The 21,951-nt window shown below is 47.2% G+C and carries 20 protein-coding genes, 12 tRNA genes and 3 pseudogenes; 31 read left to right on the plus strand and 4 right to left on the minus strand.

Features of this window, described 5'->3' with window-relative positions; translation table 11 throughout:
* Positions 1–48: 48 nt before the first annotated feature.
* From ACI7RC_RS16865 to ACI7RC_RS16940, 16 genes and pseudogenes are all read left to right on the plus strand, one after another.
* Positions 49–141, plus strand: a tRNA-Ser gene (locus ACI7RC_RS16865).
* A gap of 3 nt (positions 142–144) precedes the next feature.
* Positions 145–221: transfer RNA gene (locus tag ACI7RC_RS16870), tRNA-Glu, on the plus strand.
* Positions 222–224: 3 nt separating this feature from the next.
* Positions 225–300 (plus strand) — tRNA-Val (locus ACI7RC_RS16875).
* A 113-nt stretch (positions 301–413) separates the two neighbouring features.
* Positions 414–490, plus strand: a tRNA-Met gene (locus ACI7RC_RS16880).
* Between the two features lie 6 nt (positions 491–496).
* A tRNA-Asp gene (locus ACI7RC_RS16885) sits at positions 497–573 on the plus strand.
* A 196-nt stretch (positions 574–769) separates the two neighbouring features.
* Positions 770–845 (plus strand) — tRNA-Phe (locus ACI7RC_RS16890).
* A 19-nt stretch (positions 846–864) separates the two neighbouring features.
* A tRNA-Trp gene (locus tag ACI7RC_RS16895) sits at positions 865–938 on the plus strand.
* Between the two features lie 17 nt (positions 939–955).
* Positions 956–1,031, plus strand: a tRNA-His gene (locus tag ACI7RC_RS16900).
* Positions 1,032–1,051: 20 nt separating this feature from the next.
* Positions 1,052–1,126, plus strand: a tRNA-Gln gene (locus ACI7RC_RS16905).
* A 7-nt stretch (positions 1,127–1,133) separates the two neighbouring features.
* Positions 1,134–1,209 (plus strand) — tRNA-Gly (locus tag ACI7RC_RS16910).
* A 79-nt stretch (positions 1,210–1,288) separates the two neighbouring features.
* Positions 1,289–1,363: transfer RNA gene (locus tag ACI7RC_RS16915), tRNA-Cys, on the plus strand.
* A 53-nt stretch (positions 1,364–1,416) separates the two neighbouring features.
* Positions 1,417–1,499 (plus strand) — tRNA-Leu (locus tag ACI7RC_RS16920).
* A 176-nt stretch (positions 1,500–1,675) separates the two neighbouring features.
* Positions 1,676–1,978: a hypothetical protein gene (locus ACI7RC_RS16925; protein ID WP_408109392.1), complete on the plus strand. Its 303-nt coding sequence runs from the start codon at positions 1,676–1,678 to the stop codon at positions 1,976–1,978.
* A 232-nt stretch (positions 1,979–2,210) separates the two neighbouring features.
* Positions 2,211–2,336 (plus strand): annotated as a pseudogene (locus ACI7RC_RS16930) (GyrI-like domain-containing protein); the annotation flags it as partial.
* A 280-nt stretch (positions 2,337–2,616) separates the two neighbouring features.
* Complete coding sequence (locus ACI7RC_RS16935; RefSeq protein WP_408109393.1) at positions 2,617–3,192, plus strand: hypothetical protein; 576 nt, start codon at positions 2,617–2,619, stop codon at positions 3,190–3,192.
* On the plus strand, positions 3,107–4,006 hold the full coding sequence (locus tag ACI7RC_RS16940; protein ID WP_408109394.1) for a sensor histidine kinase: 900 nt from the start codon (positions 3,107–3,109) through the stop codon (positions 4,004–4,006). The genes ACI7RC_RS16935 and ACI7RC_RS16940 overlap by 86 nt, the downstream gene beginning before the upstream one ends.
* Before the next feature lie 344 nt (positions 4,007–4,350).
* On the opposite strand, the gene ACI7RC_RS16945 is transcribed toward ACI7RC_RS16940, so the two are convergent.
* The gene (locus ACI7RC_RS16945) at positions 4,351–4,446 is read right to left on the minus strand and encodes an NADPH-dependent FMN reductase (protein ID WP_408109395.1); all 96 of its coding nucleotides are present in this window, start codon (positions 4,444–4,446) and stop codon (positions 4,351–4,353) included.
* Positions 4,447–4,710: 264 nt separating this feature from the next.
* Positions 4,711–5,625 carry an NADP-dependent oxidoreductase gene (locus ACI7RC_RS16950; RefSeq protein ID WP_408109396.1) on the minus strand — a complete coding sequence of 305 codons (915 nt, stop codon included), beginning with the start codon at positions 5,623–5,625 and terminating at the stop codon, positions 4,711–4,713.
* Positions 5,626–5,747: 122 nt separating this feature from the next.
* On the opposite strand from ACI7RC_RS16950, the pseudogene ACI7RC_RS16955 reads away from it, so the two are divergent.
* The 5 genes and pseudogenes from ACI7RC_RS16955 to ACI7RC_RS16975 all read left to right on the plus strand — a co-directional run.
* A pseudogene (locus ACI7RC_RS16955) lies at positions 5,748–6,076 on the plus strand (LysR family transcriptional regulator); the annotation flags it as partial.
* Between the two features lie 352 nt (positions 6,077–6,428).
* A complete protein-coding gene (locus tag ACI7RC_RS16960) occupies positions 6,429–6,782 on the plus strand; it encodes a DMT family transporter (RefSeq protein WP_408109397.1) in 354 nt (117 codons plus the stop codon).
* A gap of 1 nt (position 6,783) precedes the next feature.
* The gene (locus ACI7RC_RS16965) at positions 6,784–7,098 is read left to right on the plus strand and encodes a DMT family transporter (protein ID WP_408109398.1); all 315 of its coding nucleotides are present in this window, start codon (positions 6,784–6,786) and stop codon (positions 7,096–7,098) included.
* A gap of 31 nt (positions 7,099–7,129) precedes the next feature.
* A complete protein-coding gene (locus ACI7RC_RS16970) occupies positions 7,130–7,714 on the plus strand; it encodes a TetR/AcrR family transcriptional regulator (protein ID WP_408109399.1) in 585 nt (194 codons plus the stop codon).
* 71 nt (positions 7,715–7,785) lie between these two features.
* Complete coding sequence (locus ACI7RC_RS16975; RefSeq protein WP_408109400.1) at positions 7,786–8,928, plus strand: VanZ family protein; 1,143 nt, start codon at positions 7,786–7,788, stop codon at positions 8,926–8,928.
* 127 nt (positions 8,929–9,055) lie between these two features.
* Here ACI7RC_RS16975 and ACI7RC_RS16980 read toward each other — a convergent pair whose 3' ends face one another.
* Both ACI7RC_RS16980 and ACI7RC_RS16985 read right to left on the minus strand, forming a co-directional pair.
* Positions 9,056–10,048, minus strand: a complete 993-nt coding sequence (locus ACI7RC_RS16980) for an IS3 family transposase (RefSeq protein WP_408109401.1) — start codon at positions 10,046–10,048, stop codon at positions 9,056–9,058.
* 17 nt (positions 10,049–10,065) lie between these two features.
* Positions 10,066–10,356, minus strand: coding sequence for a transposase (locus ACI7RC_RS16985; RefSeq protein WP_408109468.1), 291 nt, complete (start codon positions 10,354–10,356; stop codon positions 10,066–10,068).
* A 225-nt stretch (positions 10,357–10,581) separates the two neighbouring features.
* Between ACI7RC_RS16985 and ACI7RC_RS16990 the strand changes: the two genes are divergently transcribed.
* The 10 genes and pseudogenes from ACI7RC_RS16990 to ACI7RC_RS17035 all read left to right on the plus strand — a co-directional run bounded on the left by ACI7RC_RS16990 (position 10,582) and on the right by ACI7RC_RS17035 (position 21,939).
* Positions 10,582–10,866: a hypothetical protein gene (locus ACI7RC_RS16990; protein ID WP_408109402.1), complete on the plus strand. Its 285-nt coding sequence runs from the start codon at positions 10,582–10,584 to the stop codon at positions 10,864–10,866.
* Positions 10,867–10,937: 71 nt separating this feature from the next.
* Complete coding sequence (locus tag ACI7RC_RS16995; protein WP_408109403.1) at positions 10,938–11,486, plus strand: NADPH-dependent FMN reductase; 549 nt, start codon at positions 10,938–10,940, stop codon at positions 11,484–11,486.
* Positions 11,487–11,537: 51 nt separating this feature from the next.
* Positions 11,538–12,734 (plus strand): iron-containing alcohol dehydrogenase, encoded by a 1,197-nt coding sequence (locus ACI7RC_RS17000; RefSeq protein ID WP_408109404.1) that lies wholly within the window; start codon positions 11,538–11,540, stop codon positions 12,732–12,734.
* 397 nt (positions 12,735–13,131) lie between these two features.
* Positions 13,132–14,003 (plus strand): annotated as a pseudogene (locus ACI7RC_RS17005) (thiolase family protein); the annotation flags it as partial.
* A 56-nt stretch (positions 14,004–14,059) separates the two neighbouring features.
* Entirely contained in the window at positions 14,060–15,247 is a 1,188-nt protein-coding gene (locus tag ACI7RC_RS17010) for a CaiB/BaiF CoA transferase family protein (protein ID WP_408109405.1), read from the plus strand.
* A 1-nt stretch (position 15,248) separates the two neighbouring features.
* On the plus strand, positions 15,249–16,115 hold the full coding sequence (locus ACI7RC_RS17015) for a 3-hydroxyacyl-CoA dehydrogenase (RefSeq protein WP_408109406.1): 867 nt from the start codon (positions 15,249–15,251) through the stop codon (positions 16,113–16,115).
* A 60-nt stretch (positions 16,116–16,175) separates the two neighbouring features.
* Positions 16,176–16,940, plus strand: a complete 765-nt coding sequence (locus ACI7RC_RS17020; protein WP_408109407.1) for an electron transfer flavoprotein subunit beta/FixA family protein — start codon at positions 16,176–16,178, stop codon at positions 16,938–16,940.
* 26 nt (positions 16,941–16,966) lie between these two features.
* The gene (locus tag ACI7RC_RS17025; RefSeq protein WP_408109408.1) at positions 16,967–17,932 is read left to right on the plus strand and encodes an electron transfer flavoprotein subunit alpha/FixB family protein; all 966 of its coding nucleotides are present in this window, start codon (positions 16,967–16,969) and stop codon (positions 17,930–17,932) included.
* A 76-nt stretch (positions 17,933–18,008) separates the two neighbouring features.
* Positions 18,009–19,583 carry a heterodisulfide reductase-related iron-sulfur binding cluster gene (locus ACI7RC_RS17030; RefSeq protein ID WP_408109409.1) on the plus strand — a complete coding sequence of 525 codons (1,575 nt, stop codon included), beginning with the start codon at positions 18,009–18,011 and terminating at the stop codon, positions 19,581–19,583.
* A 247-nt stretch (positions 19,584–19,830) separates the two neighbouring features.
* On the plus strand, positions 19,831–21,939 hold the full coding sequence (locus ACI7RC_RS17035; protein WP_408109410.1) for an acetate--CoA ligase family protein: 2,109 nt from the start codon (positions 19,831–19,833) through the stop codon (positions 21,937–21,939).
* The last annotated feature ends 12 nt before the right edge of the window (positions 21,940–21,951 follow it).

Consider the following 21,951-nt stretch of genomic DNA (forward strand, 5'->3'; position numbering starts at 1 on the left):
CTGTTAACCGGTAGGTTGGCGGTTCGAGTCCGTCCTGAGGAGCCATTTGGATGGATGTCCGAGAGGCCGAAGGAGCACGATTGGAAATCGTGTAGACGGGGATAACTCGTCTCGTGGGTTCAAATCCCACTCCATCCGCCATCTGGCCCGTTGGTGAAGCGGTTTAACACAGCAGCCTTTCACGCTGTCATGCAGGGGTTCGAATCCCCTACGGGTCACCATTTGGAGGCTTAGCTCAGCTGGGAGAGCATCTGCCTTACAAGCAGAGGGTCGGCGGTTCGATCCCGTCAGCCTCCACCACTTGTTTCACTCGTTGGTGTATGCTGCGGATCTCACCGCATGCGGTTCACCCTCGAAGTGATACAAGGAGTAGCGCACAGCGCTCGGGTACAACTGATAATAACTATTATCGTCGCGGGATGGAGCAGCTCGGTAGCTCGTCGGGCTCATAACCCGAAGGTCGCAGGTTCAAATCCTGCTCCCGCAACCAAACAATGGAGCTGTGGTGAAGTTGGAGTTCACGCCGGTCTGTCACACCGGAGGTCGCGGGTTCGAGTCCCGTCAGCTCCGCCATTTCAAGGTAGCAATACGGGCCTCTCACCCGTACCGGGTTCACCCTCGTAGTAGATCAGGCAGGAAATGCTCGGGTACTGCACATCTGGCTTTGCGAAGAAGCAATTCGACGCAGTAGCGCCAGTAGGAAGCGAGTCCCGTCAGCTCCGCCATTTTATGGATGGCAAGTACGGTCTATAATGAATTATATAAAAATGGTTCGGTAGCTCAGTCGGTAGAGCAGAGGACTGAAAATCCTCGTGTCGGCGGTTCGATTCCGTCCCGAACCACCATTTGCTTTTCTTGAAGCGTAGGGGCATAGTTTAAAGGTAGAACGAAGGTCTCCAAAACCTTTGGTGTGGGTTCGATTCCTACTGCCCCTGCCAATGTGAGTTGAATTATGGCGGTCGTGGCGAAGGGGTTAACGCACCGGATTGTGGCTCCGGCATTCGTGGGTTCGAGTCCCATCGATCGCCCCATTTTTTACGTACAATTGCATTGGGGTATAGCCAAGCGGTAAGGCAACGGACTTTGACTCCGTCATTCCTAGGTTCGAATCCTAGTACCCCAGCCATTTGCTTGCGGACGTAGCTCAATTGGTAGAGCGTCGCCTTGCCAAGGCGAAGGTCGCGGGTTCGAGACCCGTCGTCCGCTCCATTATTGAAACTGCTGAGGGGTTTCTCACCTCATAGTACTTCAAGAAGCAGCTCACGGGGATTTCGTCTTCACTTGTCATGGAGGTATAGCCAAGTGGTAAGGCACAGGTCTGCAAAACCTTTATTCCCCGGTTCGAATCCGGGTACCTCCTCCAATTAATTCTTGACTGAGTTTTTTCCATATGTTACATTACTTTTCATAGAACATGCCGGTATGGCGGAATTGGCAGACGCGCGCGACTCAAAATCGTGAGGGAAACCGTGGGGGTTCAAGTCCCTCTACCGGCACCATAAGATAATGACGAAGTTCTTTAGGAATAAATCCTAGAGAACTTTTTTTCTTTTAACATGTTTCCGAGAGAAGTCCCCCTTACTCTGCAGGTAGGGGATGAATCTCGGTTAGGCGAAGCCTACATGCACTTGTTTGCCTGAGTCGTCCATCGTCAAATCAAGATCGAGAAAACGCCGTGAAGCAAGTGCTTGAAATTGTCGCTGAACGCCATAATACTCTTGGGCTTACATCGTCGGTTTCTCCAAAGTTTGTGCCTTTTCAGGTCGGTATCAACCATGCTGTCCGTCCTTATCGTGTCTTAAACGCGGGCAGCTATGTAGAAGCGTGCAAAAGTGCGATTACCGATGAAACGATCCGTACGCTCGCCCATGTCGGAGCCATCGATCAACTTACCCATGTCGACGACGCATTCATCAATTTTACCTCATGGCCCGACCGCCTGAAACATTGCTATAAAGCGGAAATGGATTTGCAATAACGAATTAGATCAATCTTGACGTCGGTTCACCGCCCCCGTAATTTTTTTGCGAGGGAGGGTTCACGATCCCGCAAAAATGTTGATTGTTTTTGATCGCGCTAAAGAATACCGTATTCTTTTTTCCAAAAGATGCTGAGTCGAATTTCGATTCGCGTCTTTTTTGTTGCTTCCGGCCCCTTGCTCTTTTCCCGGCAGGTAAATGAAGGGCAACACGAGACGAACCCGGCCGGACGCAGATACTTCCGGCTTAGAAACCCGTTAAATTCCAGCATCGACCTGGGCCGTCATTACAGCGGTCGGCCCGACGCCGGATTCGATCCGGAACGTGTTTCAGCGCGTTTTCCAGGAATGGTTCCCGCAGGTGGGGAATGCGTTGTTAACTTCGTGAGCCCGTATGGTGAAGATTTTAGGGGCCAGTTTCCCTAAACACAAACGAGCCTTAGAAGCGATTCTATAGGCTCGTTTTTCTGTGAAAGCCTACCGCGTATTGGTCGAAGGTACGATTTGGGATATACCAGAAAAGGTTATTACGAAATATATTTTTGCTGTCAGTACAGGTTCGGTAAAGGTTTTGTCATTATGATAACAATCGTAAGGCAGCTGCTTACAAAAAAATCTTAGTAAATGGAGGTAATCGCATGGAAGAAAAATTCACCGTCCTTTTGGCGGGAAAGAGGAAAGGGGCAACCATTGGCGCTTGCGCGGCGCTTCTACTTACGGTCGGTACAATAACCGCATACGCAGCCAGCAGCGGAAGTAGTGCTTCACTCGTCAGAGTAGAGGATGGAAACGTCACTTACTCTACGGATAACGGAAAAACTTGGGTGGACGGAAAACCAAATGGATTCAGAAGCGATGGTTACCAAGGAGCGGTAATCATCGAGGGAACAGAAGGCGAAAAAAAGGAGTTCTCGTTTGACAGCAAGAGCGGATCCGGAGTCACGAAAAATCAGGATGGCAGTGTTAGCATTGGGAATACGCTTCCAGCTAAAGACAAAGTCTCTTCCCTTGTCAGAGTTGAAGACGGGAACATTCGCTACTCGACGGACAACGGAAAGACTTGGAAAAACGGCGCTCCGGAAGGTTTAAAAACGGAAACCGATGAAAAAGGAGGCACTCGCTCTTGGGTTGGAGATCGCCCTGAGAATGGGGACGGTGCTACCACAGCAGAGAACCAGACAACCGTCATCAGATTGCATTTTAGATATTACTGATACACAGAAAACCTTGCAAAACTTAGGCCTTACACTCCTTTTTGTCGGAATCGGCATGCTGGCCGTCATTTTTCTGATCAGCCTTTATTTTGCCAACCGCTCCATACGGCCTATATCCGAATCTTGGGAAAAACAAAAACAGTTCGTGGCAGACGCATCCCATGAATTAAAGACGCCTCTTGCCACCATCATGGCGAACTATGATGCCTTGATTGCCAACAAAGAACAAACGATAAAAAGCCAAAAAGAATGGCTCGATTATATGAAAATCGGCATGGACCATATGAGTAAATTAATTCATAGTCTATTGACGCTCGCGAGGGTTGAAAATGCGAATATACAGTCATTAAAGCGGCCTTTTGATATAAGTCGTCTTTTTCTAAATATTATGCATTCGGTGGAAACGGCGGCAAAGGAAAAAAATCTGCACATCAGCCAAACGATGGAGTCCATTGGACTTATTTACGGATATGAAGAGATGGTAGGCCAGGTTTTTGCAATATTATATGATAACGCCATAAAATATGCCGAGGAAGGCGGGAAAGTCGTTGTATCCGTGAGTCGGACAAAAAAACAGGTGATTTGTTCTGTCAAAAACACGGGGAAAGGAATATCCCCCAAGGACCTTCCCCATATCTTTGACCGATTTTACCGTGCGGATCCTTCACGAACCGGTGAAGACAGCGGCTATGGGCTTGGATTATCGATCGCTCAAAACATTGCCAATCAGATTGGGGGAAAAATAACCGCCAAAAGCGTGGAAAACGAGTGGACCGAATTTATTTTTACTTTTGAGGTTCAGATGGTGAACTAATTGGAGCCATGCACCTTGATAAATCTGTAATAATTATTAAACGATCTCTTGATAGTAGTGAAAAGCCGGTTAGTTGACTGCTACCGCGGTCATGCATCAAATCGGGATGAAGAAGCCTACATTTTACTGCCGTGTGAAGGAATATGAGTTGGCAGCACAATTAACATAAGCTTCCCGCGAGGAAGCTTATGTCGAATCAATTTCGATTAAATTTGTCATCGTCTCGTCTCTTGCTAGTGCAACAGCTCAAAAAGGTCGACGGTCGGACCACTCGCCAAGGGAATCGCGAGTATGACAGGAACGATGCCGCGCGGTTTTCATCTTCTGCCGCCGGACGGTCTATATCAGATGAAGCTTGCCGGCTTGCGTCCCCATTCCTCGTAAAGGTAATCGAGAGCATTTTTGAGTGAAGGGGGAAAGCTGTGATTATATTCCGGCATATAAATAAGTAGCCGTATCCCTCCTTAATCTTGTCTGCCTAACGCTTTTGCAAATGATCTGTATATTCCCCCAGCATTGGCGGTTTGGCGAGGTCAAACATCGATAAATTCCAGTCCTTCAAGTCGATCTATTCAACGGACATATCGGTTCTGGCCTTTGCCATGCGGTATGCCCACTCTCCGATCGCTCTGCCTCTTCGGCCTTCCCGAACACTGCCGATAAACATTTGAATGTTCATGTTGTTCACTCCTCGTTTGGTGAAGTTATTCAAGCGTCAGAACGATTTTGCCGCGGCCGTGACGCGTTTCGATCAATCGATGCGCCTCTTCGGCTTGATCGAGTCGGAATGTTTGCCGTATCAGCATGCGAAGCTTTCCTCTGGTATGCAGGCCGACCAGCTCGGCAAGACGGGCCGCAGTTCGTTCGGTGCGGACGACGCACAGGCCGAGCTCCTCATTCATTTCAGGGGCGGCGAATGTGCAGATGCGGCTTCGATCCTCCACCAATTCAACCGATGCCCGGACGGCTTCCGCACCGGCTGTGTCGAAAGCGGCGTCAACCCCGTCAGGCGCAATGGCGCGGACCCGTTCGACGAGCCCTTCCCCATATGTCACCGGTACGGCGCCAAGCGAGCGAAGGTAATCATGGTTGCTCTCGCTGGCTGTTCCGATCACCATTCCGGCCCCCCATTCCTTGGCAAGCTGTACGGCCAAAGATCCAAGCGTTCCGGCTGCGCCATGGATGAGAATCGTATCGCCTTCATTCACGCCAATGGCTTGCAGCGCAGCATAAGCGCCTTGACCGTTGCCGGTCAATCCTCCGGCTTCGGCCCACGACATCGACTGAGGCTTGCTCACGATTTGATTCTCGCCCACCACCACATATTCGGCATAGCAATTCAGTATGTTGAAGCCGAGCACTTCGTTGCCCCTTGTAAAGCCGGTTACTCCGTCGCCAATCTGATCGACGATGCCTGCAAATTCATTTCCCGGAATTTGCGGGAAGTTGACGGAAACTCCTGCTGGAAACAATCCGCTGCGCACGGCGCAATCGAAATGCTGCACGCCCGCGGCTTTTACTCGAACCCTGACTTGGCCCGGACCGGCTTGCGGCTTTGGAAATTCCATCACTTTCATGACCTCAGGACCGCCAAACGATGCAAATGCGGCTGCTTTCATACATATCCCTCTTTCCAGTTCATCTATGGTCGAATTTATTTTATAATGAGTTTGAAATAAATAAAAATATATCGTGATCTATAGTCTTTATATATCGTGGTATATGGATTGAAGAGGTAAACGTGGAATTGTTGCAGTTGCAGTTTTTTCGAACTGTTGCCAAATGGGAGCACATGACGCGTGCGGCCCAGGAGCTGCGAATCGCTCAGCCTGCATTAAGCAAGACGATCGCCCGGTTGTAAGAACACGTGGGGGTGCCGCTGTTTGATCGCCAAGGCGGAAGGATTCGTTAAATGCATTCGGCAAAATATTTTTGAACAAAGTGGGAGCTGCACTTGCGTTACTGGAAGAAGCGAAGAAGGAGGTCGCCGAACGGGCAGGATTGGAGCATGAGAGCATTCACTTGGCGACACCGACATTAACTCGCCTGTCCGAACCGCTCAGGCAATTCCCTATTCTCCTCACGTCACTCACCGGTAAAGCAATATGGCTTACGGACGGACAGATGCTCATCGTTCAAGATATGCTGGGAATTAGCCTGCGCGAAATGCTTTATGCGAAAAGTTATGCCAAGGCAGGCGAAATCATGCTTAAGGCATGTAGGATTTGCTTTTTGGATTGAAAATTAAATTTTACTCTTGCAAAATCAGCTTAACTATCATAAAATCTAATGTACGTTAGTTAGATTATATTGAAAGGGCTGTTTAAAGATCGTAATATTTAACAACAAAACGATTAAAATTTTTATATAAAAATCTAACGATCATTAGTTAGATTAAGGGATTTAAAAAGGAGAGGTTATCATGGCATGGTTGTACTTAATTATTGGTGGAATACTTGAAGTAGGTTGGGCACTTGGTCTAGGCTTTTCAGAAGGGTTTACAAGAATAGAAATTGTTATTCCGACAGTTATATTATTAGTCCTTAGTTGGTGGTTTTTTGCTAAAACATTAAAAGTACTTCCCGTTTCGACGGCTTATGCAGTATTCACTGGTCTGGGTGCTTTTGGTACGGCTTTTGTGGGCATGACATTTTTAGGAGACCCAGTGAGTCCAACCAAGATTGTGTTAGTCGTTCTGTTAATTAGCTGTATTATCGGACTAAAATTAATTTCGGATGAACCAAAGGAAGAGAAAAGTGCAGGGGGGAATGTGTAATATGTATTGGTTATCCTTAATATTAGCTGGATTGTTTGAAGTTGGGGGTATTATTAATCTGAAGTTAACGGAAGGATTTACAAAATTAAAGCCAACCATCTTTTTTATCTTATGTTTGTGTTTAAGTTTTTTCTTTCTTTCCGTCTCATTAATCGAAATACCTATTAGTATCGGTTATGGTATATGGACTGGAGTAGGTGCGTCAGGAAGTGTTTTACTCGGGATGTTTTTGTTTAAAGAACCGAAGAATGCGAAGAAACTTATTTTAGTTGGAGGAATTATTTTTAGCATAGTAAGCTTAAAATTGATATCCTGATGAATGCAAACAAAATGAGGTGAAAAGTGAATTGAAAAAGGGTGAAAAAACGAAAAGAATGATACTAGAACAAGGCTTAAAGCTGTTTTCCTCGTATGGTTACGAGGAAACAGCACTTAAAGATATAGCTGAAAATGTAAATATTAAAACCCCTTCGATTTATGCTTATTTTGAAAGTAAGCAAGATCTTTTTGAAGAAATTGTAAATTTTGTTATTGAAGATTATTTAGAGTTTATCGAACAACAATTTTATGTTATAGAAAATTTTCCGTTAGAAAAAAAATTATATCATGTTTTAGTTGAATTGAATAAATACTATTATATGAATGATAAAGGTTCTTTTCTCAAAAGGTATGGGATTTACCCTCCGGATCATTTTAAAGAACTTATAACAACCCAAAATAAGAAGGTAGAAGAAGGGATTCGAGATCTTGTTTTTTCCATCTTAAGAAACAACAAAGAGAATGAGCTTATCGACGAGGAGACAATCGTTACTTCTTTTACAACCATATTAGACGGTATGCTTTTCCATATGATGAGCTCTCCTTATCAAGAATATGAACGTAGATTAAATATGAACTGGTCTGTATTTTGGAGGGGTATTTATGGGGCATAATAAGAAAATAAACAATAGGGAAATATGTAAATTGCTGAAGAACTAAATCTTTCTAATAAAGAGGTACCAGTATGTCTGTATATTTTCTTCCAATAAAAATTGCATTTATTTTATTTAGTGCATTCAGCTTTTTTCTTATTATCCCTTGGTTAGTTTATAGTTATAGAAAATATGGTTATTTAAGTCTTTGGGCTTCAATAGTGGCTTATTCCTTTACTTTTTATATGTTATCGGCTTTATTTTTAGTTCTTTTGCCGCTTCCAGCTACTCGAAATACTTGTGCTTTTCAATCACCTGATACGGTGCATTATAATCTTGTCCCGTTTAATTTCGTTAGGGATATTATTAATAGTAGTGGTTCCGTTGTTTGGTCACAGCCATCCACCTATGTTAGATTACTAACGCAAAGTGCATTTTTGCAAGCGGTATTCAATTTCCTATTGTTACTGCCTCTAGGTGTTTATCTAAGGTATTTTTTCCAACAAAAACGATTTTGGAAGAAAGCACTTGGTTTTGGATTTGCGTTATCACTGTTTTTTGAGACAACACAAATAACAGGCATTTATGGGATCTATAATTGCCCGTATCGTATCTTTGATGTGGATGATCTTATATTAAACAGTACTGGTGCTTTGTTTGGATTCGTCATTGCTCCTGTCCTACTTGCTCTGTTTCCATCTCGAAAGAGCCTTATTGCTAAGGGAGAAAAAATGCAAGAAAATCCTCTCGTACCTCCTTTGTCGCAATTGCTGGCTGTATTTATAGACTATCTATTGATAAAGATTAGTTGGAACCTTACAGTTGGACTTTTTACAACAAGTGGATTCGCAGAATTTGTTTATAAAACGACTTGCTTTTTTATTCTGTTCTTTGTAGTTCCATTTATTTGGGAGGGAAAAACAATTGGAACCAATATACTGCGTTTTAAACTAATTCATGTTGATGGTGAAGCACCTCCGTGGCAGTCCATGCTGAAAAGGTCCTTTGCGCTATATTTACCTTTGGCAACATCATGGGCCCTAAATATATTTTCTGGTATTGAGTTAGATATAACTCTTAATCCCTATCACGTATGGATCACTATGATTATATATGCATTTCTCATCATTATGTGGGCCGTATTGCTCATCCATACTATGTTCGTTTTAATTAAAAGAGGGAGACGGAACTTTTACTATGACTATGTAGCGGATTTGGTACCAAGGAAAAAATAAATCTGATCCAAAACAGCAAATCTCTCTCCGGGGTGTGAATGCTAATCTAATAATTGACCACCTAGTGTGAACTGCACCCCAATTGTTAGACACATCTAACGATTGGAGGTGCAGTTTTTTTCTATGGCTAGATTTTCTCCAGAAGATAAAATAACAGCGGTTCTTCCTGCTTAACCACTAGGTCGAAGAAAGGCTTCCTATGCCATTTCATTACCACGTTATACTTTGACAACAAAAGGTTTAATACGTTGCTGCACAAAAACCTTACCGAATTCTGCTGGTGACAAATCATACGGCTCCCATGGATCCGGCGCTGGTTATAAAAGAGCAAATAGTTTGTTACGGTTTCGTAGGCTTCCTGGTAGTTCTGAAATTCATTTCGTTGCAAACATTCTTTCACCAGCACACTGTGAAAGGCCTCGATATGGGCGTTTTTATTCGGTGTCTTTGGAGGAATTCGTTCATGCACCGTTCGTAAACGCTGACAGGCTTCTTCAAAGGCATGGCTAATAAACTGTGGGCCGTTATCCGTACGGATAACAGGGCGGTGTTCATGCTCGAATTGATGTCGTTTCCACAAAGCACGCTGGAGAATCTGAGCTGCATGTTTTCCTTCGCATGTCAGACCAATATGATAGTCCACGATGGCCCGATCATAGACGTCAATCAGACTCATGAGGAAAAAGAAACGGTGCTCTCCTACAATAAAGCCGTATTTGACGTCCATCTCCCACAATTGATTGGGGGTGATAATCTCCCGATTATTGGCCAGCTTTCGGGGATGCTTGTTCTTTTTTCGTCGCTGTGGATGGAGGAGTTCGTCCTCCTTCAACAAGCGGTAAACCTTCTTCTTGTTAATGATGAGCTGATGGTCTCGCTGTAGGCAAACCGTTAGCTTTCGATACCCATAAGCAGATTCTTCACCAGCGATTAGTTCAGATAGCCATTCCTTGATTTGTGCGTCTGAGACAGGGTGCCCGTCCTTTGACAATGAATACCCAGGTATAGGACGCCCTCCGTGATAAACACGAGGTTTCTTGAAGGTTTTGTTTTTCCTGTAGTAGTAGGTTGCTTCCAGGATGCCGACAATACGTAGTACTGTTTTGGCTGTGTATCCCAACTGTATCCACTTGTCGGTTATTTCCATTTTGTCCGATAAGCTGGGTTCACCTTTTTTACAAGATCACGAAGGATCGCGATTTCCAAATCCTTTTCTCCAAGTAATTTCTTCAGTTTGTCATTCTCCGTTTCCAACTCTCGAAACTCTCCTGGACTTTGCGTATAACTCGTTACAGCTTTGGCTTCGGCAGAAGCGATTTGCCAATCTGCATGTTTCGAATTGCGAATCCACCGATACAACATTTTGACATCTACCCCGTGCCGTCTGGCTACCTGGCTCGCGTTTCCTGCTTCTTGGGCTTCTTGGATGAGTTGTTGTTAAATTCGATTGAATAACGTTTTCGTTGCATAGAAATCCCCCTCTGTTCTTCTGATTCCAGCTAAACAAGATAAGGGGGTATGACTCAAATCCAATTTTGGGGCTTTAGAGAGATCGCTAATGGTCTAAATGTTGGTATTCATAAGTTTTTTATCTACTCCCATGAGTAGGAGAGTCTGTCCAAAAGTGAGGAATGGATCAAAGAGCTCGATAGCATGCTGATTGATCAGAAAACCGACACCATCGATATGGCGAAAAACATATTGAAAGAGATTGATCATTCGACACTCACAAAAATAAACCGTGCCTTGGAAGGCGTGCATTGCAAGCTCGCTCTAGCAGACATCAATGAAATAAGGGTAGCAAAGTGCGAATTTGTTAAAAAAGGGGTTCTTTTGCTAGAGAGAACGACATGTTTCAGAATTGAAACTTACGCGGTTCATGTGAACAACGCAAGAATGACGAATCCATACTTCCATCAGCTCCAGAGGTTGGCATGAATCCTGCTTATCAGATGAATATAGCTACTTCTAGAACAATAGATAAGATATCGCGTAAAGGAGAGACAAACATGAGGCTGCTTGGCATTTCCGGAACGATTACAGGCTCCAAGACATTGGTAGTGGTTCAAAAAGTTATAGAGAGGGTTCGGGCGGATCATCCGGATATAGAAGTTGAATTGCTGGATTTGAAAAAGTACGATGTTCAGTTCTGTGACGGCAGAAATCCCACCGACTACACGGGAGATACAAAGGCCGTGATTGACGCGGTTTCTTCCGCAGACTTTTATGTGATTGGGACGCCGATCTTCCAAGGATCGATTACGGGAGCGCTCAAAAATCTGTTCGACTTGGTGCCACCTCTTGTTTTCCGAAACAAAGTGATGGGCTTTGTCGCAACCGGTGGAACCTACCAGCACTATCTAGTCATCGAGAATCAACTGAAGCCGATCGCCGGTTACTTCCGTGCTTTCGTTGCCCCAGGCTATGTCTACGCGCATAATGATCACTTCAATCGCGCGAATGAAATCGTGGATCAGGAAGTAATAGAACGTGTGAATAACCTGGCATCGGAAATTGTATACATGCAGCAAGCGCTGAAGGCCACTGCCAAGCTGTAGGCAGGAACGCTACAAGGATTTGGCCCATCTTTTCAGGAAAGGAATCGGTTGATGATGATCATTCAACATCTGAATTTTTCGGCTTGGATGCCAACACAGGTTGTCTTTGGCGTAAACGCGGTTCGAGAGCAGCTACCTACGGAAGTGCTCAAAACTCGTTGCAAAAAGCCTATCATCGTAACAGATCAAGGCTTGGTGAATTCCGGAATTGTCGGTCCGATCTTAAACAATCTGACTGAACATGGTATACGTCCCGTCATCTTTGCGGAAGTGGAACCCAACCCTGTCGCAGCCACGGTCCAGAAAGGCAGCGAGCTATTCTCCCATGAGCAATGCGATCTGATCATCGCCATCGGTGGGGGAAGTGCAATGGACGTTGCCAAAGCTCTCGCTGTTGCTGTTACTCATCCGGGAGACATTCTTGACTACCGTCGCGGCGGAAAGGATATCCAGGGACCGGTTCCCTCTATCTTTGCCATCCCGACTACCGCAGGCACGGGCAGTGAGGTAACCACTGTGGCTGTGATTACCGATCCCGTTCAAAAGCGCAAGTTTGTCGTGTCGAGTCCTCTGCTTGCGCCAAAGATTGCTTTTGTCGATCCTGTCATGACGTATTCACTTCCACCCCATCATGTAGCGGCAACAGGGATGGATGCTTTGGTCCATGCGATCGAAGCGTACACATCCAACAGGGCTCACCCAATAGGAGATAGCTTGGCTCTGGAAGCAATGCGCATGCTCCGCGAGTATTTGCCCGTATCGTACGCCGATCCTACCAATCACGAGGCAAAGGCACAGGTCATGCTCGCAAGTACAATGGCAGGGTTTGCCTTTATGCACTCTGGTCTGTCTCTGGTTCATTCCATGTCACATCCAATGAGCGCTTGGTTTCATGTTCCGCACGGGTTGGCCAATGCCATTCTCTTGCCGTATGTGATTGAGTTCAACCTGATCGCTCAGGTTGAAAAGTATCGTAGGATTCATTCCATTTTCAACGAAAGCAGCTATCGTTTTACCAAATACGAAGCAGCAAAGAAGCTAATAGAGGAGCTCCGTTCCTTTTCACAAAGCTTGGATATTCCAAATGACTTCGGTTATTTGCAGCACGACATTGACGACCAGGTTCTATCAGGACTAGCAGAGGATGCGATGGATGACCGGACTGTACGTAACAACCCGCGCAAGCCTACGAAAGAGGATATTCTTGCGCTCTACAAGAAAGTGTTCCCGCAATATCAAAAGCGGTAGTGTCCACGTTAAAATAGCGATCTGTTTCTGGTGGTTCCCGTTCTGTCTGGGAGACGGAGCAACCAGTTCGGATCGCTGTTTTTTTGTTCTTAACGAGAGTCGAGAACCTTTTCGCATTGAGAGACAGAAGAGGAGGGGGATCGTGTTTCAAAATGTAAACCTCCTCTGTTCAAATGTGCAACGTTTGCACCCGGCTTACGCTTTTTCCTTTGTTTTCAAGCATGGCATGAATTTTGCTTATGTTACTTAGCAGCGTCAGAACACTCGGCTTGTCATACAGGACAGAGATGTCAACGCTTACAAATGAGCAAGGATTGGGACAAAGGAGGAAAAGTGAGGAGTGCCGTGATTGTAGATTCCGTCCGCACAGCCATAGGGCGAATCGGAGGGAGCTGTCATCATCGCCAAAAGTGCTGAATCAATGAGCACGGCACCCTACTATATAAGGGATGCACGCTTTGGCTTTGGCGCGGGCAATGGTCTTTTGCTGGATCCCAATACGGAAAGCCAGCCACGCTCTCAGCCTATTGAGGTCTACGGGAATCTGTCCATGGGATTTACAGCAGAAAATTTGGCAGTTCAGTATGAGATCTCACGCGGGGAACAGGATGAATTTGCCCTTCGCAGTCAGGAGCTTGCCCATCGAGCCTTTTTGGAAGGGCGCTTTCAAAAAGAAATCGTACCGTATGAAATCAAAGGGCGAAAAGATGGTAAGGTGTTTGATCAGGATGAACATCCTCGATTGACGAGCATCGAAAAACTGCGTGCGTTAAAACCGGTGTTCAAAGAAGGCGGTACCGTGACAGCAGGAAACAGCAGCGGCCGAAATGATGGAGCATCGGCGGTCTTGGTCATGTCGGAGGAGGCTGCACAAAAACGAGGCTATAAGCCTAAAGCGCGGATCCTTGCTCAAGCGGTATCAGGAGTGTCTCCGGAAATCATGGGAATCGGTCCGGTGACCTCGACGTTAAAAGCACTAGCCATGGCGGGACTGCAATTGGAGCAAGTGGGGTTGATCGAATTAAATGAAGCTTTCGCCGCACAAGCGCTGGCTGTGATCAAAGCGGTCAACATGAATCTTCGATAAGGTCAATGTCAATGGAGGAGCGATTGCCCTCGGCCATCCATTGGGTGCTACCGGGGCGGTGCTCATGACGAAGCTGCTTCATGAGATGGAGCGAAGAGGAGAAAGAAAGGTATGGACTGGTCACTTTGTGCATCGGTGGGGGACAAGGCATTACCACGATCGTAGAAAATTGCCAGCTTTAGACTACCTATCAAATGCACGCGTACCAATAAGAGAGTTTGTGGAAGGAGGAGGTTGCATGGGGAGTCCACTGGAGGGAATTCGTGTGCTGGAGCTGTCCAGGACGCTTGCCGGACCCTTTTGCAGTATGCAGCTGGCGGATATGGGCGCAGAAGTCATAAAGGTCGAACAGCCGGGAATAGGCGATGAGACGCGAGGGTATCTTCCGCCTGAAATCAACGGCGAATCCTGCTATTTCATGAGTCTGAACAAGAATAAAAAGGGAATGACGCTGAACCTCAAAACAGAAGAAGGGCAGCGGATTATCAAGCAGCTTGTTGCCGAATCAGATGTGCTGATCGAAAACTTTCGAAACGGCACCATGGAAAAGCTCGAGTTGGGCTATGAGACACTGAAGGAAATCAACCCTCGTCTGGTCTATTGCGCAGTCAGCGGCTTTGGCAGGACAGGTCCCATGAAGGATGAGCCTGCTTATGACCTACTTTTGCAAGGCTTTGGCGGATTGATGAGCGTGACCGGTGAACCGGGTCGTACTCCTGTAAAGGTCGGCTTTTCGGTCGTAGATTTATCAACCGGTCTCTATGCGGCGCTTGGAGTAGTTTTGGCCTTACTGACCCGAGAAAGAACCGGAAAAGGCCAATACGTAGAAGCTTCCCTGTTGGATTCGGTCGTCTCTTTTTCCAATTATTTAGGGCAAGGTGTGTTGGCTACCAACAAAGCGCCAGGACGCTTCGGTTCCGCACATCCCACGGTCGTTCCCTACCAAGCCTTTGAAACGCAGGACGGCTACATGATTATTGCCGTGCCAAACGATTTGCTATGGAGAAAGATGTGTGATGCACTTGGATTTGAGCAGCTAAAGGATGATCCGAAGTTTGCCAAAAATTCCAGTCGGGTGGCGAATCGAGAAGAGCTCATTGCCATTCTTACGGCGTACACAAAAGGGAAAAAGTCTTCCGAGATCATGGAGCTCCTACAGCGTGCGGGTGTTCCCAGCGGGCCGATTCATGATCTGGCGCAGACTTTGTCCCATCCACAGGTGCAAGCCCGTGAAATGATTCAGGAAGTCGAGCATCCGACGATTGGCATGCTGAAAATGCTGGGAGTACCGGTAAAGCTGTCAGATACGCCTGGCTCAGTTCGCAAAGCCCCTCCATTGTTAGGGGAAGATACCGTAGAAGTCTTGAGCACGCTTGGATATCGAAGCGAAGAGATCGCGACTTTCAAAGAAAAGGGGATTATCTGATATGACAAAGCATATCGCCGTCATTGGCGGCGGTACCATGGGACAAGGAATTGCCTATACCGCTGCACTTGCCGGGTTTTCCGTCACCCTGCAGGACATAGCTGAGGATGCGATAGAACGTGCAAGAGAATTTATCGAATCCCTATTGGATAGAAACGTGGAGAAAGGCTTCGTGCAGCCGCAGCAACGGGAGGAAGCAAGAAACAATCTATCCTATACGACTGATCTGCAAAAAGCAGTAGAGACCACGGATTTCGTCATCGAAGCAGCATTGGAAATCATGGAGCTGAAAATCAACATTTTTCAACAGCTGGATGAATGGGCACCGAAGCACGCGATTCTGGCGACGAATACCTCGACCATGAGTCCGACAGAAATTGCCGCATCTACGAAACGACCCGAGCAATGTGCTGCGATGCACTTTTTCAACCCCGTTCCCCGCATGAAATTGATTGAGATCATTCGCGGTTTGGATACGTCGGATGAGACGGTAGAGATAGTCAAGCAAGTGGCGGAGAAAATGGGGAAAGAAACAGTCGAGGTCAACGAATTCCCTGGTTTTGTCACGAGCCGCATGAACTGCCTGATCGGAAATGAAGCCATGAACATGCTCATGGAAGGAGTAGCTTCGGCTGAGGATATCGACAAAGCACTCAAGCTTGGGCTGAATCATCCGATGGGTCCACTCGAGCTGGCTGACCTCGTTGGCTTGGACAGTCGTTTGCGCAACATGGAATATTTGTACCACCAGCTGGGAGAGAAGTATCGAACATCTCCCGTCCTCGTGAAATATGTGAAAGCTGGACGGTTAGGGAGAAAATCGGGTCGAGGATTTTACGACTACACGACGGAACAGAAAGGAAAGTAGTATGGTGGGGAAGTGCGCAATCTACGAGCGTAAAACGGAACAAGTGAGGGGAAGAACAGTATGAATATTTTGGTATTGATGAAGCAAACCTTCGATACGGAAGAAAAGATACTTATAAAAAACGGGCAAATCAGCGAAGACGGCGTGAAGTTCATTATCAATCCTTATGATGAGTACGCCATCGAGGAAGCAATAAAAATCAAAGAGGATACTGGTGCAGACGTAACCGTGCTGACAGTGGGTCCAGCTCGGGCAGAAAGTGCATTGCGCACCGCTTTGGCTATGGGAGCGGACAAAGGAATACTGGTGGAGCTAGAAGACCAGGAAGCCGATGAATTCGCCTTATCGAAGCTCATCACGGCGGCGATCAAAGAAAACGATTATGATCTTATCCTTGGCGGAAACATGGCGGTGGATTCCGGATCCGGCCAGATCGCCATTCGCGTGGCTGAAGAACTGGGGCTGCCGCATGTGTCCACCATCACCAAGCTCACGTTGGAAGGGAGCAAGGCTACGGTCGAACGCGATGTGGAAGGCGACGTAGAGGTGATCGAAATTCAGCTTCCTTTCCTCGCGACAGCCCAGCAAGGCTTGAATGAGCCGCGGTATCCTTCTCTTCCCGGGATCATGAAAGCGAAGAAAAAGCCGGTGGATCGTTTCACCTTCGGGGATCTCGCTGCATCGGTAGAAGCAAGTGCCCGCACGTACATCCGCGATCAGTATTTACCGCCAAAGAAACAGGCAGGGCGCGTTCTGGAAGGCGAAAAAGAAGCACAGGTGAGGGAGCTGGTGCAGCTGCTTCGTACGGAAGCAAAAGTGGTCTAAACAACAAGTGAGGAGAGCGAAGAAAAATGGCGAAAAACGTATTGGTTTTGGCAGAAAGCAAGCAAGGAAAGCTGCGTAATGTATCCCTTGAAGCGCTGACGGTAGCCCAAAAGGTTGCGGATGGCGGGGAAATTGCGGCCGCTCTTTTTGGTGCAGGTGCTTCTGGTTTTGTGCAGGAAGTGAGCGAATACGGGGCAAGCAAAGTCTATGTGGCGGAAGAGGATGCACTCGCGGTGTACACCACAGATGCCTATACGCAAGCACTTTGCCAGCTTATTGAGGAGATACAAACAGACATAATCCTCCTGGGACACACAGCGATTGGCAAAGACGTAGCGCCAAGAGTAGCTGCGCGCTTGGGAAGCGGGCTGGTATCGGACTGCACGGGGGTAGCTCTCGAGGACGGCACACTCGTATTCGCGCGTCCGATTTATGCCGGTAGGGCGTTCCAAAAGAAGGTATTTCAGCAGGGGAGAGTAATGGCTACGCTGCGAGCCAACAATTTCGAGACACAGACCATGCCGGTCCAAGCGGAGGTTGTTTACTTCCAGCCCGTACTCAAGGATCTCCGTACCGTCGTGAAAGAAATCGTCCGTAAAGCAACGAGCGGGGTAGACCTTAGCGAGGCGAAAGTAATCGTTTCCGGCGGCCGGGGCGTTAAGAGCAAAGAAGGATTTCATCCGCTTGAGGAATTGGCAGCAGTGCTGGGCGGTGCGGTTGGGGCTTCCCGTGGTGCCTGCGACGCCGATTACTGCGATTACGCCCTGCAGATTGGACAGACTGGAAAAGTCGTCACGCCTGATCTATATATTGCCTGCGGCATTTCGGGAGCGATTCAGCATTTGGCAGGGATGTCCAATTCCAAGATTATCGTGGCAATAAACAAAGACCCGGAAGCGCCGATTTTCCAAGTCGCGGACTACGGGATCGTAGGCGATTTGTTTGAAATCGTGCCTCTATTGACAGAAGAATTCAAAAAAGTCCTCTCTTGATTCGAAGGGAACAGGCTGATCTCGATCCCCTCTACGCTTAGAGGGGATATACCATCATCAAAGGAGGATAAACAGGATGCTCGCGCTGTTTAATTTCCTTGCATTCCTCATCGTGACAGGATATGCAGTCTACTCATTTGCTCAGCTTGTTTACAGCCGTTATTTGTTTGTAAAGCTCGGAAAGAAAGCTGCGATTGAACGGAACCTGAAAGAACGCTTGTATGCGGTACTTGTAAATGTATTCGGCCAGAAAAAGCTGTTCAAAGACAAAAAAAGCGGCTGGATGCACCTGATCTTGTTTTATGGCTTTATCATCATTCAAATCGGACTCATCGAGATCATCGTGAAGGGATTTCGGATCGGCTTCGAGTTCCCTATTGGTGAATCTCACAAATATTTCAGCTTCCTCCAGGAATGGACAACGTTTCTCATGCTGCTCGCGGTCATCTACGGATTTTACCGTCGCTACATCGAAAAGCTGAAGCGTTTGCAGCTCAAGCGTGATGCCAAAGCTGCATTTGTGTACATAGCGCTTGCAACGCTCACCTTGTCGATCCTGCTGGTGCTAGGCTTTGAAACGGTGATGCTCGGGCATGAACCTGATCTGGTCCACGCTCCGTTCTCCGGAGTGATTGCTCTTCTGTTGGGGGGGATAGGAACAGCCGCAGGAAGCGTGCTTTTCTACGTATTTTGGTGGGTACACCTGCTGACGGTTCTGTCCTTCCTCGTGTTCGTACCTCAATCGAAGCAGGCGCATGAGCTATTTGCCGCTTTTAACGTATTCTTTAAAAAGACGGGGCCGGTTGGCAAGCTGAAAAAGATCGATTTCGAAGAGGAAGAGGCAGAAGAATACGGCGTTGGGAAAATCGAGGGCTTTACCCAGCAGCAGCTGATCGATCTGTACGCATGCGTGGAATGCGGTCGATGCACGAATATGTGTCCCGCAACGGGAACCGGGAAAACGCAGAAGATTGTCCAATCCTTCTCGAAAATCATGAACGTAGCGGGAATCCGTTTCGCCATCCTCGGCAATGAGGAGGGCAATTCCGGCGATATGGCACGCCGAATGGGGAATGAATTTTTGTTCCAGCAGCTGTGCCAGGAAAATATCGCCAACTTCGAAGCCTATGGTGTGAAGAAGATCGTCACCATCGATCCTCATGCATACAACACCTTCAAGCATGAATACCCGGAGTTCGGCCTGCAGGCAGAGGTCTACCATCACACGGAGCTCCTATGGAAGTGGATACAGGAGGGGCGAATCAAGCCGCAGAAGGAAGTGAAGGAAGCGGTCGCCTATCATGATTCCTGTTACCTCGGACGCTATAACAGCATTTACGACATTCCACGGCTGATCCTGTCCTCCATCCCTGGGGTTGCTATTTTGGAGATGGAGCGCAAGTGGGAGGATTCGATGTGCTGTGGTGCTGGTGGAGGTCGGATGTGGATGGAAGAAACCCAAGGGAAACGTATCAATATCGCACGGACGGAACAGGCACTCCTCTTAAACCCTACGCTGATTGGCAGCAATTGTCCGTATTGCTTGACCATGCTCACGGACGGGACGAAAGCAACAGAAGTGGAAGAGCAGGTGAAAACGATGGATATTGTCGAGATTGTCGAGATTGTCGAGCGTTCTTTGGCTGGATAATCCGGCTGATGCCATACTTTACAGGAGGAGTGAATCCATATGGACGATCAAAATGTAATCGTCGAAATCACGGATCGAATCGAAAGTTTGATGGATGGCTATCGTGTTTCATCGCTGCGATCTGTCGTTTCAATTTTAAAACGAAAATTCTCGTGCACGATCAAGAAAATACGCTTTTTATCAGGGATTAACGTTGGCATGCTACTTGCTATATGAAAGAAATGAAAAGAGGAGAAAGGAGATCAGTGTGAGTAACCATTTGCGGTCTTTATTCGATCCAGACAGTATAGCGATCATCGGCTGTTCTCCCGATTCGAAAAAAATCGGAGGCAGACCCCTTGATTATTTACTTAAGTACGGCTACCAGGGAAAGATTTATCCTGTCAATCCGAACTACCAGGAAATCCGTGGTCTCACCTGCTACGAAAGCATTACGGGCATCCAGGAAGACGTGGATTTGGTCGTAATTGCCCTGCCGCAAAAATTGGTGCTTTCCACCTTCCATGCGTGCATTGAAAAAAAGGTCAAGGCAGTCGTGATCTTTAGCGCAGGATTCTCAGAGGTCGGAGAGGCAGGCAAACGAGAGCAAGAGAAGCTGGCGAAGCTTGCAAAGGAACACAATATCAGGGTTCTAGGACCAAACTGCTTGGGTCTTTTCCATGTGAGCAAGGGAATGTATGCGACATTCTCCACCATCCTGGAGGAGGAAGCTCCGATCCAAGGCGGCAAGATTGGCTTTGTCAGTCAGAGCGGGGCGTTTGGTTCCCACGTATTCACTTTGGCGCGTCAGCATCAGATCGGTTTCAGCCATTTTGTGGCGACCGGAAATGAAAGCGATGTCGATGTAGCCGATTGCATCAAGTATTTGGCGGAAGACGAGAATACGAACGTGATCGCCTGCTATCTCGAGGGAACGACAGATGGGCAGAAATTGATCGAAGCCCTTCAGCTCGCCAAAGAGAAGAAGAAACCGATCGTGATCGTAAAGGTGGGAAAAACCGACGTAGGCATGAAAGCCGCCATGTCCCATACCGGTTCCATGGTCGGTTCGGATGCAGTCTACGACACGATATTCAAGCAATATGGCGTCTATCGTGCCCATACGATCAACGAGTTTATCGATGTAGCGAAGGCATTTTCTGATTTGCCCGTTATGACTGGCAATCGAGTCGCGGTCTTCACGGTATCTGGCGGCGTAGGAATCATGCTTGCCGATCAAGTCATGGAAAACGGCTTGGCGCTGCCGGAAACACCAGAAGATGTCCAGGAGCGCTTGAAGGAAATCCTCCCCATTGCCGGAGTGAAAAATCCTTTGGATACAACTGCGCAGGTTTCCTATATGCCCACTTTGTTAGAGGATTTTATGGACGGGGTACTAGGAAGCGGCGGGTACGATGCAGCGATTGTCTTTTTAGGTTTCTCAGGATTGAAAGCGGAGTCGTTGCCGACCAAGCTGCCTTCCCTGCTCAACATGAAAGAAAAGTTTCCGCACATCCCGCAAATTGTGGTAACCCTTCTTAATCCGACCTCTGAGAAAATGCTCAGCGATGCAGGATTGGTCGTCAATGAAGATCCAACGAGGGCCGTAAAGATGCTTGCTGCCCTTTATGATCTTGGAAGAGCAAAGGATCAAGCGCCGCAGCCATTTCAAAGCGAAGCAAAGAACGAAAGCATCAAAGCCCTATACTCCATCAGCGCGAATGAATTGACTGAGTATACAAGCAAACAAGTCCTAGGGAATTACGGGATTCCGGTGACAAAGGAAAAATTGGCACAGAGCGCAGACGAAGCCGCAGACTTCGCGGATCAGATCGGTTATCCGGTTGTGCTGAAAGGCATGTCCCCGCAAATTTTGCACAAAACGGAAAAAGGGCTGGTTTTGCTTTACGTACAGAACCCGGACGAAGTGAGAGAAGGCTTCGCCAAGTTGAAGACAATCATTGAGGAAACAGACGATGCCACATTCGAAGGCGTTTTGGTCCAAGAAATGCAAACCGAGAAAGCGGTAGAGATGTTTGTCGGCTCCAAAAAGGATCCTGTTTTTGGCCAAATGGTTCTCGTCGGTCTAGGCGGAATCTACATCGAGGTCTTCCAGGATGTGGCCATGCGGAAAGCACCCGTATCCGTGGAAACGGCGAGAGAAATGATCGAGGAACTGAAGTCCCGTGCCATCCTTCAGGCGTTTCGAGGGAACGCGGCTTTTGATGGAAACGCTTTATGCGAGCTCGTATCCAATTTCAGCTATTTTATCGATACCCATCGCGATGAGCTGGAAGAGGTCGATCTCAATCCAGCGATGGTCCTTATGGAAGGGCGCGGCGTAAAGGTCGTCGACGCACTGATCAAGCTTATCTAAACCAATTCCATA

The organism is Brevibacillus sp. B_LB10_24, from assembly GCF_046036945.1.
GTDB lineage: Bacteria > Bacillota > Bacilli > Brevibacillales > Brevibacillaceae > Brevibacillus_C.